General features: G+C 39.9%; 15 protein-coding genes. 3 read left to right on the forward strand and 12 right to left on the reverse strand.

Translation table 11 applies throughout. The annotated features are described in order from the left end of the window. Positions 1 to 180: 180 nt before the first annotated feature. The 7 genes from AB5642_RS06555 to uxaC form a co-directional block, all read right to left on the reverse strand. Positions 181 to 660 carry a metallophosphoesterase gene (locus AB5642_RS06555; RefSeq protein WP_148461758.1) on the reverse strand — a complete coding sequence of 160 codons (480 nt, stop codon included), beginning with the start codon at positions 658 to 660 and terminating at the stop codon, positions 181 to 183. After that, positions 657 to 1,247, reverse strand: coding sequence for an XTP/dITP diphosphatase (locus AB5642_RS06560; protein ID WP_118579802.1), 591 nt, complete (start codon positions 1,245 to 1,247; stop codon positions 657 to 659). Before AB5642_RS06560 ends, AB5642_RS06555 begins: the two co-directional genes overlap by 4 nt. Then, complete coding sequence (locus AB5642_RS06565; protein WP_148461759.1) at positions 1,244 to 2,425, reverse strand: class I SAM-dependent RNA methyltransferase; 1,182 nt, start codon at positions 2,423 to 2,425, stop codon at positions 1,244 to 1,246. The genes AB5642_RS06560 and AB5642_RS06565 overlap by 4 nt, the downstream gene beginning before the upstream one ends. Before the next feature lie 17 nt (positions 2,426 to 2,442). Then, positions 2,443 to 2,985, reverse strand: a complete 543-nt coding sequence (yfcE, locus tag AB5642_RS06570; RefSeq protein WP_195392066.1) for a phosphodiesterase — start codon at positions 2,983 to 2,985, stop codon at positions 2,443 to 2,445. A 143-nt stretch (positions 2,986 to 3,128) separates the two neighbouring features. Beyond that, the gene (locus tag AB5642_RS06575) at positions 3,129 to 3,446 is read right to left on the reverse strand and encodes a rhodanese-like domain-containing protein (RefSeq protein WP_148461761.1); all 318 of its coding nucleotides are present in this window, start codon (positions 3,444 to 3,446) and stop codon (positions 3,129 to 3,131) included. A gap of 127 nt (positions 3,447 to 3,573) precedes the next feature. Then, entirely contained in the window at positions 3,574 to 4,581 is a 1,008-nt protein-coding gene (locus tag AB5642_RS06580; protein WP_368371502.1) for a LacI family DNA-binding transcriptional regulator, read from the reverse strand. Between the two features lie 59 nt (positions 4,582 to 4,640). Beyond that, on the reverse strand, positions 4,641 to 6,047 hold the full coding sequence (gene uxaC / locus AB5642_RS06585) for a glucuronate isomerase (RefSeq protein WP_118579817.1): 1,407 nt from the start codon (positions 6,045 to 6,047) through the stop codon (positions 4,641 to 4,643). 257 nt (positions 6,048 to 6,304) lie between these two features. Between uxaC and AB5642_RS06590 the strand changes: the two genes are divergently transcribed. Beyond that, positions 6,305 to 7,786: a UxaA family hydrolase gene (locus AB5642_RS06590; RefSeq protein ID WP_173716170.1), complete on the forward strand. Its 1,482-nt coding sequence runs from the start codon at positions 6,305 to 6,307 to the stop codon at positions 7,784 to 7,786. Between the two features lie 109 nt (positions 7,787 to 7,895). Beyond that, positions 7,896 to 9,380 (forward strand): tagaturonate reductase, encoded by a 1,485-nt coding sequence (locus tag AB5642_RS06595; RefSeq protein WP_118579823.1) that lies wholly within the window; start codon positions 7,896 to 7,898, stop codon positions 9,378 to 9,380. A 188-nt stretch (positions 9,381 to 9,568) separates the two neighbouring features. Here AB5642_RS06595 and AB5642_RS06600 read toward each other — a convergent pair whose 3' ends face one another. Continuing rightward, complete coding sequence (locus AB5642_RS06600) at positions 9,569 to 9,739, reverse strand: hypothetical protein (RefSeq protein WP_173716171.1); 171 nt, start codon at positions 9,737 to 9,739, stop codon at positions 9,569 to 9,571. Between the two features lie 524 nt (positions 9,740 to 10,263). Between AB5642_RS06600 and AB5642_RS06605 the strand changes: the two genes are divergently transcribed. Further along, positions 10,264 to 11,256: a Fic family protein gene (locus tag AB5642_RS06605; protein WP_173718878.1), complete on the forward strand. Its 993-nt coding sequence runs from the start codon at positions 10,264 to 10,266 to the stop codon at positions 11,254 to 11,256. 54 nt (positions 11,257 to 11,310) lie between these two features. On the opposite strand, the gene AB5642_RS06610 is transcribed toward AB5642_RS06605, so the two are convergent. The 4 genes from AB5642_RS06610 to AB5642_RS06625 form a co-directional block, all read right to left on the reverse strand. Next, the gene (locus tag AB5642_RS06610) at positions 11,311 to 12,465 is read right to left on the reverse strand and encodes a site-specific integrase (RefSeq protein ID WP_173771173.1); all 1,155 of its coding nucleotides are present in this window, start codon (positions 12,463 to 12,465) and stop codon (positions 11,311 to 11,313) included. Between the two features lie 56 nt (positions 12,466 to 12,521). Continuing rightward, positions 12,522 to 12,860: a hypothetical protein gene (locus AB5642_RS06615; RefSeq protein ID WP_368371503.1), complete on the reverse strand. Its 339-nt coding sequence runs from the start codon at positions 12,858 to 12,860 to the stop codon at positions 12,522 to 12,524. 109 nt (positions 12,861 to 12,969) lie between these two features. Continuing rightward, positions 12,970 to 14,076, reverse strand: coding sequence for a hypothetical protein (locus AB5642_RS06620; RefSeq protein ID WP_173719182.1), 1,107 nt, complete (start codon positions 14,074 to 14,076; stop codon positions 12,970 to 12,972). Positions 14,077 to 14,091: 15 nt separating this feature from the next. After that, positions 14,092 to 15,858, reverse strand: coding sequence for a hypothetical protein (locus AB5642_RS06625; protein WP_173719181.1), 1,767 nt, complete (start codon positions 15,856 to 15,858; stop codon positions 14,092 to 14,094). Between the last annotated feature and the right edge of the window lie 12 nt (positions 15,859 to 15,870).

Consider the following 15,870-nt stretch of genomic DNA (forward strand, 5'->3'; position numbering starts at 1 on the left):
CAACACCTTTTTTATAAATTTTTATATTTTTTTCGAAAAAAGATGTAATTCCCGAAAACCCGCTAAAAATGCGGGTTTTCAGGCCCTCCACCACCTGCATTTTTCTCTTTTTCGACTATTTTCAAAAAAATATTTCAAAAAACATTTCATTTCCACAGTCAAACATACAAGTATTTTCAGTTACAAATACCGAATTTCAATTTCCGGCTCTTCCCCTTTATACAGCTCCATCACCGCATAACTTGGTCTGCGGCCTTCCTGTCTCGGAAAAGAAAGGCTTCCCGGATTGATCACCAGTACACCATTTTTCTTCTCCACCACTGGCTTATGGGTATGTCCAAAGCAAACAATCTCACAGCCTCTGGCTGCCGCCTCTTCCGAAACCCCATAAAGATCCATGGACACACCATAATTGTGCCCATGAGTCACCATGATCTTATGTCCTTCCAGCAAAATCTCATCCTCTCTTGGAAGATCACTGAAAAAATCATTATTTCCTGCCACAATGGTACAGGGACATTCTGCCAGCGCTTCAATAAAAAATTCCCTGCCCTCCACGTCGCCGCAATGAATCAGATAGTCAAAGGGCTGCTCCAAAGCTACTGCCATCTCCAGTGACTCATCTCTCCCATGAGTATCACTGACAACCAGCACCTTCATCGTAATTCTTCCTTTATTGCCTGCAAAGCTTTTCCTCTGTGGCTGATTTTATTTTTTTCTTCCATAGACAGCTCTGCAGATGTACAGCCATATTCCGGCAGGAAAAAGATAGGATCATACCCAAATCCATTGGCACCCTTTTCCTCATATCCAATACGGCCTTCCATGGTTCCACGCACAGTTTCCACTCTTCCGTCTGGAAAGGCAGCTGCAATAGCGCAGACAAAACGGGCTGTACGCTGCTCATCCGGCACGCCATCCAGCCTCTGGATCAAATTTGCATTCTTAATATGATAGTCTGTATTCTCGCCCATATAACGCGCAGAATAGACTCCTGGCTCCTTATTCAGATAATCAATCTCAAGTCCAGAGTCATCAGCAAGTACAATTTCGCCATCACTGGTAAGCTTGCTGATGGCAGTCGCCTTGATCACTGCGTTTTCCTCAAAGGTTTTGCCATCTTCCACAATATCAGCCTGAATCCCGGCTTCTTTCATAGATACCACTTCTGCATCCAGATCTGCCAGGATTTTACGGATTTCTTTCATTTTATCTGCATTTCCTGTTGCAAAAATTATCTTCTTCATTTATCAGTGCCCTCTTTCTTTTCCTGTGCCGCACGTCTTGGAGGCTTTGGTCCCAGGAACTGGTAAAAATATGTTTTCAACATTCCGTTATAGATTTTACGGTTCTTATCTGCCTTGCGTCCAATGTCATTCTCAGCTTTGTCATAAGAAGTGATCAGATACATTGACCACTTATCCAGACCGCGGTAGCTCTCACCGATCTCGCGGTAAAGCTGCGGCAAAGCTGCTTTTTCTTCCAGACGCTCACCATAAGGTGGATTCGTAATAATAAATCCGTAAGGCTTCGGGTGATGAAGCTCCTTCACAGGACGCTGCTGAAAATGGATCAGGCTTTCTACCCCTGCCATTTTTGCATTTGCCCTGGCTGCCTTCAGTGCCTCAGCATCTATGTCATAGCCCTGAATATCTGTCTCGATTTTCAGATTTACTCTGTCCTGAGCCTCTTCTACAGCCTCATACCAGCATCTTCTCGGCACAACCTGCTTCCAGTCCTCGGCAAGGAAAGAACGGTTCATACCCGGTGCAATATCTGCAGCCATCATAGCTGCCTCGATTGGAAAAGTACCGCTTCCGCAAAAGGGATCCACAAGACTTCTGTCCTTTTTCCACGGAGTTAACATAATCAATGCGCTGGCAAGAGTCTCTGTAATAGGTGCCTTCACGGTCATCTGACGATACCCTCTCTTATGAAGAGAAACACCGGAAGTATCGATTCCAATAGTTGCAACATCCTTCATAAACGCCACACGGATAGGAAAACTTGCTCCATCCTCCGGGAACCAGGACACATTGTATACGCCCTTCAGACGCTCTACAATGGCTTTTTTCATAATAGACTGGATATCAGACGGGCTGAACAGCTTACTCTTCACTGAATTGGCTTTCGCAATCCAGAATTTGCCATCTGCTGGAATGTAACGTTCCCATGGCAAAGCTTTCGTTGCCTCGAAAAGCTCATCAAATGTCTCAGCTTTCACTTCCGCAATCTTCAGAAGAATACGCTCTGTAGTGCGCAGAAAAACATTGGCATCTGCAATTCCCTGGGCATCTGCCAGGAAAGTAACCTTGCCATCCTCCACCTTGCTGATCTCATATCCCAGATCCAGTATTTCTCTTTTCAAAACCGCTTCCAGGCCAAAATGGCAGGGTGCGATCAGTTCAAATCTTTCTGTACTCATTCACCGTTTTTCCCTTCTTAAAGCACTATGCTTTTTACAATATTTCCGTCAAAATCCATGATGGAAAAAACACCGTCCTCAAGCATCGCATAGGTAGGCGGGTTTCCTTCTTTCGGAATGGATACGGAACCCGGATTCAAAAGAATGTATCCCTCCATCTGCTCTGCTTTCAGCACATGGGTATGACCATGGATCAGAATATCTCCCTCGCATAAAGGCGGAAGGTTATTCTGATTATAAACATGTCCATGCGTCGCATAAAGTGTCTTGCCGTCAATTGACAGAATACAGTAATCTGCCATCACCGGAAACTCCAGAACCATCTGATCCACTTCTGCCTCACAGTTACCGCGCACAGCATAAATTTTGTCTTTCATGGCATTCAGCATGGGAATTACCTGCTTAGGTGCATATTCTTTTGGCAGATCATTTCTTGGTCCGTGATAAAGCAGATCGCCCAGCAGAACCAGGCGCTCTGCCCCTTCTTTCTCAAAAGCATCCAGCATTTTCCTGCAATAGTAAGCAGAACCATGGATGTCAGAAGCAAACATATATTTCATAAACTTGGTTTCTCCTCTGTTTTTAGTGTTCGAATTGTCTCTCTCCTTTTCGGTTTACATAACCTCATGAAAAGGACATTTTTCTTCTTTACATTATCATGCCTTGATGGAAATTACAAGATAGTACTCTTTTGAATTTTTTCTCATATATCGCATATCAGATTTCTCCCTCTGTACTCCTTCATTCCCCCGATCACCGTTTTTGTCTTATATCCATTTCGCGCCAGAATCCTGGCCGCCTGAAGACTTGCCCCGCCCCGGTCGCAATACAGCACCAGTATTTTCCCTTTTGGAAAATCATATGTCTGCATTTCTTCAAATTCCTCATATGGCACATTTACCGCTCCCTTTATATGTCCGGTATGGTACTCTTTCGGATTTCTTAAATCTATAAGAAAGGAATCTTTCCGTCCAACATAATAATCCAGCATTTTTCCGGAAATCGGCTCTACAGGAAACATGGAAAATCCCCTTTTTTATCAGTATATCCGCAAATACAAAAAAGGTGCCAAAATGCACCTTTTTTAAGTATTGCTTTTCGCAACCTCCGCAGGGGACTTACTTGATTCAGTTAAATATGAAATAAGATCAGAAATCCGTTGTACATCTGCGGACTATTTCGCATGGAACACACACATTCTTTTCAATTTGTATTTCTCTCTCAAGAAGGTCTATCATCCGTTCCACTGTCTTTTTGCACATTACCCCCAGCTTACTGTCCACCGATGTAAGCTCAGGATCACTGCTGATTGCAAGAATTGAGTTATTATATCCGACGACCGCCAGTTCCTCAGGAATCGCCAGTCCCTTAATCTTTGCATACTTTACTGCTCCGATTGCAATTCCATCCTCCGTTGCAAGGACGCTGTCGAAATCGAGGATCCGGTTGTATTCAAGCAGCATATCCCGCGTATATTCAATGTCATTTTTGGTCTTGAATTTCAGATTTCCACGAATGGGATATCCGGCATCCTGCAATGCAGCTTCGTATCCCGCCATTTTCTGCCTGGCACTGTAGGATTCTGAATCATACATAAAAAGAATTTTCTCTTTTCCTCTCCGAATAAAGGCTTTCGTCACTTCATAAGTAGCCTGAAAATCATCCGCATAGGTGCAGTAAATATTATCGCCTGAAACCTTTGCGTTAATCATAAATATGGAAACCTGTTCCGCTGCCTCCCGAATATAATCTGTGTCAGATTCATCTTTACCATTTCCTGCATATGTAGAACCAACCAGTATCAGCGTGTCTATTTTCTTAGACAAAAGGAGTCTGACATAATCCTCCTTTTCTTCCTGTTTAAATCTGCTGCAGCCAAGAATACAGTCATATCCATGAGCATGAAGATTTTGCTCCAGATAAGATACTGCTTTTGCCATATAGATATCGTCAATATTTGGACAGATGATTCCTACTGTTTTCATCGACCCAAGACCAAGGCCTCTGGCAAACGCATTCGGCGTGTATTCATTTTCTTTCATAACCGCAAGAACCTTTTCTTTTGTCTTCGGGCTGACTTTCGGACTGTTATTGACCACTCTGGATACTGTTGCGATGGAAACATTTGCCAGCTTTGCAATATCATATATATTCACTATCGTTCTCCTGTTCGTTCTGGTAATAATAGAAAATAAGCTTTCTGATATCAATCATTTTACAGGTCAAACCCAAAATAGTCTACTGCATTATTGTATGAAATTCCACACACGATTTCCTTTAAAGTCTTATAATCAGCCGGATATTCTCCATTTTCCACCCATCCGCCAATAAGCTCGCAAAGAATTCTGCGGAAATACTCATGTCTGGTATAGGACAAAAAGCTTCTTGAATCAGTAAGCATGCCAACAAAGTTTGCAAGCAGTCCCAGATTTGCAAGTGATGTCATCTGTGCGATCATACCTGTTTTGTGATCGTTGAACCACCATGCACTTCCCTGCTGAATTTTACCTGCTGCCTCTGTTCCCTGGAAGCAGCCAAGGATTGTTCCAATTGCTTCATTGTCATTGGGATTCAGGGAGTACAGGATTGTCTTTGGAAGTTCATTTGATGCGATCAGAGAATTCAGGAAATCTGCTGTCTGAGCACTTGGCGCATAGTTATTGATGCAGTCATATCCGGTATCCGGTCCGAGCTGCTCATACATAAATGCATTGTTGTCTCTCTTGCATCCATAATGGATCTGCATTACCCAGTTCTTTTTCTGATATTCTTTTCCAACAAACTGCATAAAAGCTGTCTTGAAGATCATTTCTTCTTCTCTTGAAATGCTTTCGCCATTCAGTCTCTTTTTAAAGATCTCATTTACTTTTTCTTCTGCTGCAGGCGCATACATAACATATTCCAGTGCATGGTCAGATACGCTGCATCCCATCTGTGCAAAGAATTCCATTCTCTTAAGAAGGGCTTCTTTCAGATCTGCGAAATCAGCAATTTCAACGCCACTGACCTGTGAAAGCTTTTTCATGTATTCCGGATATTCCGGTTTTTCCAGATTCATTGCCTTGTCCGGACGCCATGCAGGAAGCACTTTCACCTCAAAGCTGTCATCCTCTGCAAGAACTTTATGCCATTTCAGATCATCTACCGGATCATCTGTTGTGCAGATTAATTTTACATTGGACTTGCGGATAATGTTTCTTACAGACATATCATCTTCCTGAAGCTTTTTGTTGCACAGGTTCCACACTTCTTCAGCTGTATCTCCGTTCAGATATCCTGTATATCCGAAATATCTCTGCAATTCCAGATGGCTCCAGTGATAGAGCGGATTTCCGATTGCTTTCCCAAGAGTTTCTGCCCATTTCTGGAATTTTTCACGATCACTGGCACCACCTGTAATGTAGTACTCATCTACTCCATTTGATCTCATCTGACGCCATTTATAATGATCGCCACCAAGCCACACCTGGGTAATATTCTCAAACTTACGATCCTCTGCAATTTCCTGGGGATTGATATGGCAATGGTAATCTACAATTGGCATTGTCTCTGCATACTCATGAAATAACTTTTTTGAAGTTTCTGTTGAAAGTAAAAAATCTTTGTCCATAAATGCTTTCATAAAATAATTCTCCTCTCCTTTCTATCCGTTTCAACAAAATGTAAGGTCTTACATTTTATTTACAGTATACGACAAATAAGTATCATTTTCAATTCACGAAGTATTTGCAGAACAGACAAATTTTCGCACTACACATTGTGTATTTTTACCATTTTCAGCTTTTTTTCCATTTCCTATTGACGTTCCCGTTTTGTTGATGTAATTTGTATGTAAGCTCTTACATACATTATTTTCACATAAAGGAGGTTGTTGATTTCTTGAAATCTTTTATTAAAATTAATCCTTCAGATAATGTAGCCGTTGCGCTTCAGCCTCTGGCGAAAGGCACTGTGATCAAACTTGATAACTCCACACTCACTCTTACAGAAGAAATCATGCAGGGACACAAGTTTGCATTAAAAAGTCTCAAGCCTGGTGATTCCATTATTAAATATGGTAATCCCATTGGACGTGCAACCGCAGAAATTCCTGCAGGTTCCTGGATTCATACTCACAATTTAAAAACAGGGCTGGGAGATCTTCTTACTTATACATATAACAAAACTATCACAGAGCTTCCACACCGGGAGCCAAAGTTCTTCCAGGGCTATCGCAGAAAAAACGGTGGTGTTGGTGTACGCAATGAAATCTGGATCATTCCTACAGTAGGCTGCGTTAACAATGTGGCATCTGCTATTGAACGAGCCACACAGAAGTACATGACAGACCAGATTGATGGTGTCTGTGCTTTTCCACATCCTTACGGATGTTCCCAGATGGGTGATGATCAGAATAACACACGTCAGATTCTTGCTGATTTAGTGAACCATCCTAATGCAGGCGGTGTTCTGGTTCTTGGACTTGGCTGCGAAAACAGCAACATCGATGAATTAAAGAAATTTATTGGGGACTATGATCCTGAGCGTGTACGTTTTCTCGTTGCCCAGGAATGCGAAGACGAGATCCGTGATGGTATTGAAACTGTCAAAGAACTGATTTCCTATGCATCCTCATTTAAACGTGAACCAATCCGTGCATCTGAACTGATAATCGGTATGAAATGCGGCGGCTCTGATGGTTTGTCCGGAATCACGGCAAACCCTACTGTTGGTGCATTTTCTGACAAACTGATTTCTATGGGAGGATCTACAATTCTTACAGAAGTTCCTGAAATGTTCGGTGCTGAGGAATTACTTATGAACCGCTGCGAGACAGAAGATCTGTTCAACCAGACAGTTGCCCTTGTCAACGATTTCAAAAACTATTTTAAAAGTCACAACCAGACCATTTATGAAAATCCTTCTCCTGGAAACAAAAAAGGCGGTATTTCCAGTCTGGAAGATAAATCTCTCGGATGTACGCAAAAATCCGGAAGTGCACCTGTCATGGGAGTTCTTTCTTATGGAGAACCTGTAAAGGAAAAAGGATTAAACCTGCTGAGTGCACCTGGCAATGATCTTGTCGCCTCTACTGCCCTTGCTGCATCCGGTGCACACATTGTACTTTTTACCACCGGACGCGGAACACCATTTGCAAGTCCTGTACCTACAGTAAAAATCTCCACAAATAACCAGCTTGCAAAAAAGAAGCAGAACTGGATTGATTTCAACTGTGGAGTCATGGTAAATGATACTCCTCTTGATGAGCTTTCAGAAAATCTTCTGGATTTTGTCCTTGAGATTGCATCCGGAAAGAAATCAAAATCCGAAGAAGCAGGTTTCCATGATATGGCAATCTTCAAACAGGGCGTTACTTTATAAAACATAAATCGAATTGCGGAAGCAGCGTAGCTGCGTAGCAATCCGGATATCAAATGAGTGTCAAAAGACCTTTTAACACTCATATCATTATATATGAGGAAAAATGAAAATGAAAAAATTATCTTATGCTGTTTTAAAAGAACAGGGCTATGATGGATACCTTCTTGAATCAGCGCCGGAACGTGTACTTCAGTTTGGTGAAGGAAACTTCCTCCGTGCATTTGTAGATTATTTTATAGATGAGTTAAACGAAAAAGCCGGATTCAACTCCAAAGTTGTTCTGTGCCAGCCAATCGCTCCAGATCTCGATGACAGGTTCAACGAACAAGAGGGTCTTTATACCTTATTTCTCCGTGGATTCCAGGATGGCAAAAAAATAAATAAAAAGCGTGTTATCTCCTGTGTAAGCCGTTGTCTCAATCCATATAAGGATTTTGAAGCAGTTCTCGCATGTGCAGATAACCCGGACCTCCGTTTTATCGCATGTAATACAACAGAAGCCGGAATTACTTATGATTCTTCCTGTCAGTTTACTGATGTTCCGGCTGGCAGCTATCCTGGAAAACTTACTCAATTTATGTATCGCCGTTTCCAGAAATTCGGTCAGGAAGCCGGCAAAGGATTTATCATTCTTTCCTGTGAGCTGATCGATGATAATGGAAAAGAGCTTGAAAAATGTGTATTAAAATATGCTGAACAGTGGAATCTTGGTGAAGACTTTATCAACTGGATCAAAGCTGAAAACATCTTCTGCTCTACACTTGTAGACCGTATTGTAACAGGTTATCCAAGAAATGAAGCTGCTGCAATCTGTGAAGAACTTGGCTATAAAGATAACCTGATCGACACAGGTGAAATCTTCGGCTTCTGGGTAATCGAAGGACCTCAGTCAATCAAAGACGAATTCCCGGTTGACAAAGCGAACCTTCCAATCCTGATCACAGACAATCACAAACCATACAAGCAGAGAAAAGTACGTATCTTAAATGGTGCTCATACCTCCTTTGTACTGGGTGCTTACCTTGCAGGACAGGATATTGTCAGAGACTGCATGAACGACGATGTGATCTGTGGATTTATGAACAAAACTATTTATGATGAGATCATCCCTACTCTGGACCTTCCAAAAGCAGAGCTCAAAGATTTTGCCGCTGCTGTTACAGAACGTTTCAAAAACCCATTTATCGATCACGCTCTTCTTTCCATTTCTCTGAACTCTACATCCAAATGGAAAGCACGTGTTATGCCGTCACTCAAAAAATATGTTGAACGCAAAGGTACACTTCCTGCATGCATCACAGCTTCTTTCGCCTTCTACATTGCATTCTATAACGGATATGCTATGAGCGAAGACGGACTTACAGCCAAAAGAGCAGCTAATGAATACACTGTAAAAGATGACAAAGCAGTTCTCGAATTCTACCTTGCACATAAAGATGATTCCGCAGCGGATCTTGTTCATGCAGTCTGCACCAATACTTCCTTCTGGGGCGAAGATCTGACACAGATTTCCGGATTTGAAGCAGCTGTATGCAATTACTTAACTCAGATCCGTGAAAATGGTGCGTATGAAGTAATGAAAGCACTGGCTTAAATATATTACTGAATCATAAGTTCTTTCCATGATTGAAAGCGACGGTGCAGGACGCGTGCAACGTTAGAGCGTGTCTGAAAAAGGCTCTGGATTTTCTTCCGCATTGCTCATCAAAAACCTCCGGCATACATTAAACCTCCCAACATGGGCGCAGAGTCAACAGACCCTGCGCCCTTTCTTAAAATATTTTAATATCTGGAAGTAGTATCTTCCCCAGACTCGTAAGAATTACGACTCTTGTTTTTGCTGCTGTTTTTTGAGTAAGAATTCTTGCAATCCTGAGAATTCATCTCATTTTCATAAGATCTGTTTGTTGAATTTTTGCTGTTCTTGTTTTCAGACTCATAATTTTTTGCCATTTGAGTATTCCTCCTGTTGAATGCCGCTGTTCGCGTTCTGTTCCGCACCCAGCAGCTGTTTTCAAATTACTTTGTGTATTGTAACCAATTGCAGAAAGAATATTCATCAAAATGATATTGCTTTTTTTTCCAATTTATATTATAATTGGCTTTGTAAAAGAATTTACCCTTCAAAAATTTTTTTACATAACCCCTTATTTAATTATTTATACTCCCCTCGAAACACCCGGTAGCTCCCCTACCGGGTGTTTCTCTTTGGATTTATAAGGGTTTGCGGGGTTTTGGGGTTCACCATTCTCGTAATATTTCTGTAACATTTACTCCCCGTACCCAAAATATACCCAAGATTGCATTTCAAGTACCCAAATCAGTTTCCTCCGACGCAAAAATGAGGGCAGCTTTTAACCACCCTCACTCAAATTCTTCAAAAACAGAAATTGTTTTTTTCTTTCTTCCCATGTATAATTAAGCAAGAAAATACGCAAGTTAATAAGCAAGTTAATCATTATACACGGAGGTATTTTATGGGAGATTACGCACCACCTTTTACCATTACCAACAAAATACTAACATATGTGTCCTCTATTTCAGAAAAAATCGGACGCATTACAGCTACCAGCAGCCTTGAATCCAAGCCGCACCTTAGACGAAACAACCGCATTAAATCCATCCACTCATCTCTGAAAATTGAAGCCAACTCCCTTTCTTTAGGACAAGTCCGGGATGTAATAGGGGGAAAAACAGTTCTTGGAAAACAAACAGAAATACAGGAAGTAAAAAACGCATACGAAGCTTATGAATGCCTGTCAGAAATCGACCCTTACAGTATCAAAGATTTAAAAACATTTCACGGCATAATGACCAGATATCTTGTAAATGAATCTGGGGACTTCAGACATGGGGAAGAAGGCGTTTTTAATGGTGACCAGTGTATTTTCATGGCTCCACCCGCACACTTTGTTCCAGAATTAATGAGTGATCTTTTTAACTGGATGAATAAATCCAGAAACACGATCCATCCTTTGATTCTTGCCAGCGTGTTCCACTATGAATTTGTTTTTATCCATCCATTTTCTGATGGAAATGGCAGAATGGCAAGGCTATGGCACACCGCTATTCTCGCAAAATGGAAGCCTATATTTGAATATATTCCTATCGAAAGCCAGATTGAGAAATTCCAGACTGAATATTATGACGCAATCGCCCAATGCCATAGGGCAGGCTCTTCCACTGGCTTTATTGAATTTATGCTGTCACAGATTGATAAAATCCTGGATGACATCCCGGCCCAAATCAATGAAGAAAACCATCTGCTCTCAGATTATGTTCAGAAACTACTTTCTGTAATGGAGTATGACATTCCTTATACCAGCAACGCACTAATGAAAAAACTAGATTTGAAATCAAAAGAAACTTTCCGAAAAAATTATTTACATCCTGCCATTAAGCTTGATCTGATCCGCATGACTATCCCGGATAAGCCCAGGAGCAGAAGTCAGAAATATATTAAGCTTTGAACCCAAGCAGACTTTCTGGCAGAAAAATTCAAGGGGGGACTTTGCTCCCCCTTGCTAAAACATCGCTGCTAACTTGTTAATTTCCTCAGCCTTCTTGTCCGGAAGTACATGAGAATAGATATCCAAAGTCATCGTGATTGACTTATGCCCCAGAATTTCCTGCATGACCTTTGGCGGGATTCCCCTCTCAAAACCGCGTGTTGCAAATGTATGACGAAGCGAATGGGGTGTATGCTCTCCAAACGTGTGTCCGTCCTCCCTGATTTGAACTATGATTTTTTTCATGTCCTGATACAATGCATTCTCAGAAATGCACCTTCCAAAACTGCCTGTAAACACCAGATTTTCAAAACCTGGCTCTGGTCTCCATTTATCACCCAGAAGCATTCTTGTCGCGAGCTGGCGCTTCCTGTGCTCTCGCAGTACGGTCACCAGATTGTCAAGCATTGGAATGTCCCTTTTGCTTGTTTCAGACTTTGGCTCATCAATCATATATTTTACTTTAGCCTTCGCTATGTACTTCAAAGTCCCATTCACATGTATAATTTTATTATCAAAATCTATGTCTGCCCATTGCAACGCACGCAGTTCTCCGTTACGCATTCCCGTTCCAAGGGCTACCATATAAAGATCATAGAACTGACTGTTCTTCGAATATCTCATAAACAAATTCTGTTCTTCTATCGACATTACTCGTATCTTCTTTTTCTTCTTTTCTTTCTTAACAGAAGTGTTCTTAACAGGATTTCGCAGTACCATTCCATTGCGTACAGCCTGTGTATACATCCCACTCAATATAACCTTCACCAAGTTAATGGTCGTGGAACTATAACGACGTGCCATATCATTAAACAACTTCTGTATGTGTTCTCCTCTGATATCTTTCAAGTGCTTTCTGCCAAAGGGTTCTTTGATATGTGATTTATATTCATCCAGATATACCTTGTAAGTTCCGTATTTTACACTGTTCTTTTTATACTCTTCCATCCATGTATAAAACCAGGAATCTACAGTCACATTGCTTTCTTTCGCATAAAGCCCATGCTCAACTTCATATCTTTTTTCAGCAATTTCACTCTGAAGCAATTTGAGATTTGTATTGTATAAAGTATATAATTCTCCTTTATAGGTAAAACGAGCTTCATATAGTCCACTTTTTCTACGCCTTATACCCTTGGGTAGCTTTTTTTCTTTAGAATCTGTGCTCATATTATCCCTCCAGTTTTCAAGTGCCCTCCAGCATTTACTGGAGAGCACCATAGACATCACTTTAAGTTTGTTACATCTGAAAGATACTGATTAACCTTTGGCATATAAATCAGTACCCGCCTTCCAATTTCAACCCGCGCCCCAGACTGGCGTGCGATCTTGTCAGCGGTGTACTGTCCACAGCCCAGAATTTTCATAAATTCCTTCCGGTTTACACATACCGGAGTAGCTGAAATCTCATTAATAGTATATTTACCATAGTAAATAGCATTAAACAGTTTCTGAGAAGCTTTCTTACGCTGGTTGTAAGTTGTTCCAGCACTTACCGGTACAGCCATAGCAAAACACAAAATAACAGAGATTAATAATACAAACAATCTTTTTTTCCTTGACATAATAGCATCCTCCTTGTATAAAAGTTTTTAGACAAAAAAGTATACACTTCTCTGACCTGATAACATATACCTTTACAACATATGCTTAAAATCCAATAATTAAATACTGTCACTCTTCAGGATATAAATAAAAATAGTCTCCAAATCTTGGAATAAATGTTTCAATGTACTCTTCCTCTCCATTAATATACGGAGCTAAGCTCATACAGAATGTTTCTGACTGAATTTGAGATACATTACTTGGAAATGCAGTACCAAGTTCAACTAATTCCTTGCCTTGCCATATAAATTTGTAAGTATAGTAGCGACCATCCGGATCATACTCCATAGTTATATATGAATCATCTCCAGCTAATCCACCTGTAATTTTATATTTCCCTGAAAAATCAGCTGCCCTTAAATATATATCATATGCCGATGAGTTTTTATGGAAAATCTGATAATCTCCTGTATCGGGATCTGTAAACGTCAGTGTATCAACTGTATCATCAGTTACATCCGAGCAAGTCATTTCAAGAACTTTTGTTCTTCCACTTTGATATATATCATATGTATCATCAGTTTCAAAGTCCATTTCTGCCATAAGTATAATATCATCACTCAAAATAATATCATAAAACCTATTGTATAAATCAATAACAGTTATCGTTGTCCCATCATCCGCAATATATTCTCCCTCTGGATGTATATCTCCCCATAAATGAGTTGGTCCCTCCCAAGCAGAACTAACAGAAAACTTCTCCAGGCAAATTTGTATACTGGAATCTGAATAAATAAACCTACTACTATTTTCATCAAATGCTAAAAAAGCTCCATTATCATCTACCCATTTTTCCCCATCCGAATCAAAATACAATTCTACAGGATGTTCATTTGACGCATATAAATCATCCCCAAGTAAACTCTGCATAGAAACAAAAATGCTATCGCTTTCTCCTGGATATATGCAAATATAAAGCGTATCTCCCAGTCCCGAACCATAATATAGTTCTGACTCTTCACACGATGGTATAGTATAATAAAAACCATATGGGTCTCTAATATCTCCTAATAGTCTCTTCTTTGTTTCATTATACCAATCATCAGAAGTATCACTTTCCGATTCTGCCAGACTAGCAGTATAAGTATCAAACGCCTCTACATTTTTCATCGGAATAAACATCCCAGAAATCAGTAAACATATACCCGATACTGTTTCTATTGCTTTTTTTCTCATAAGCCCCCTCCTTTGTCATCCTTCTAACAACGAATAATCATTTGCATACGCGGTCATTATTTCATTCGGATATGTGATATAATTCTCATCATAATTTATGCTGTCCGATAAAATCAATTCTTCCTCTAGCTCTGAACCATTCTTTGTGATTCGTGTAACCTCTTCTAAGCCTTGATTTCCCCAGACTGCATAAATTCCATTGCCATCCGGAGCTTCGTATAACACAACCGGTCTGGCAAATGATCCAATTCCAAGTCCCAACCCATAGTCATTCACACAATATACATCATTAATCCAATCTGCATTACATGTACCTTCTGAAAGAATCAGCTCTTTTACACCATCATTGTCAAGATCAAACAGAGTATATTTGCAAGACTCTCCATAATGTTTATATGCATCTTCAAGTATATACTGGAATGCTGCACGATAATTCACAGTATTTCCTGATGATTCAAGTACACATGAATATGTTTCCGAACTAATACTTGGAATTTTAATTTGTATATCAGAACCATTCAATATGTAATCCGAATAATCCATTATAAAATCAGCTGACACTATTCTATATCCAAGATTCCCAGTACAAATTGCAGTTGAAGAACTTGTATCAATGCTTGTTCCATTTACAGATATATCATAAGAAAATAATTCGCTTTCTTTATCATATTTCAAATTTATAGTAGCATTAAGATCTTTAATACTATATGTACCAGAATATATATCTTGATTCAATGCTCCATCAAAATAATCTTCTGAACGTTTTAGATAATATTCATTTTCATCTTCACCTAACAACGAATATACGCGAATGGCAGTTGCAATTCTATTTTCATCTAAATCTACTCCATCAATATAATACTCCGTACCATCTATATTAATCGTGAAATCATTATAAATATATTCGCCAAGTGTCTGTTTTTCTCCAATTACGGTGGTTGTCCCATCTTTCGTTTCTAACATGACGCAATAGTATTTCGTATTATATAAGTTGTATATATACACCGTCAAACCATTATTCATCCCAACTTCTGACACAAAGGCTCCTTCAAGCATAGGATCTTGATAGCTATATTGTTGGTGCGAGCTGTCATACAAAGCAGCACTTTCTGATGTAATTTCTTCTAAGCAAACTCTAATTTTGTCGTTCGTAAAAACATACTTACCTAAAGCAGAATCGTATTCCAACAAAATATTGCCTTTGCCTTCCCATCTTTCTTTTTCTGAATTATATTTTACTTGTATCGTATCGTCTAAGCTATCATTTATAGCTGCTGTAATATCAATAATCGCATAATTTTCCTTGTTATCCAAAGATTTTGATATTACAAATATAATGCTGTCGTGATGTTTTTCTCCCCAGTAATCATCCATATCCTCGCATTTAGGTGTTGTATAGTATACACCGTAAGGATTAGAGATTTTCTCCGCTATATTCTCTTCAGATTTTTTCCCAAATCCCTGTATAGCCTTTAATCCTGTTTCTGGTTCATTGTCCTGTGCCTCCTGTATTTCATCTGGCTGTTCATAATCATTGGGTTCTGAATAACTTTCATCATCATTATCATTTGATTCTGCAAAATTTTTCACACTGGTATCTGATTCTGCAAAACTGTTTTCTGTATAATCGTTACTATTCGTATACGATTCATCACTTGAGCTATCCTCATCATAAGCCAAACTATTAGCACTAACAGCTACATATGCCATATTTCCACATAACGCAAAACCACACAGACTAAGACAAGTCCACTTTATTCCCCATATAAGAAATCTTTTCATTTATTCCCTCCA

This window comes from Ruminococcus sp. 1001136sp1_2201st1_G3_2201SCRN_220225, from assembly GCF_040924365.1.
Taxonomy (GTDB): domain Bacteria; phylum Bacillota; class Clostridia; order Lachnospirales; family Lachnospiraceae; genus Blautia_A; species Blautia_A faecis.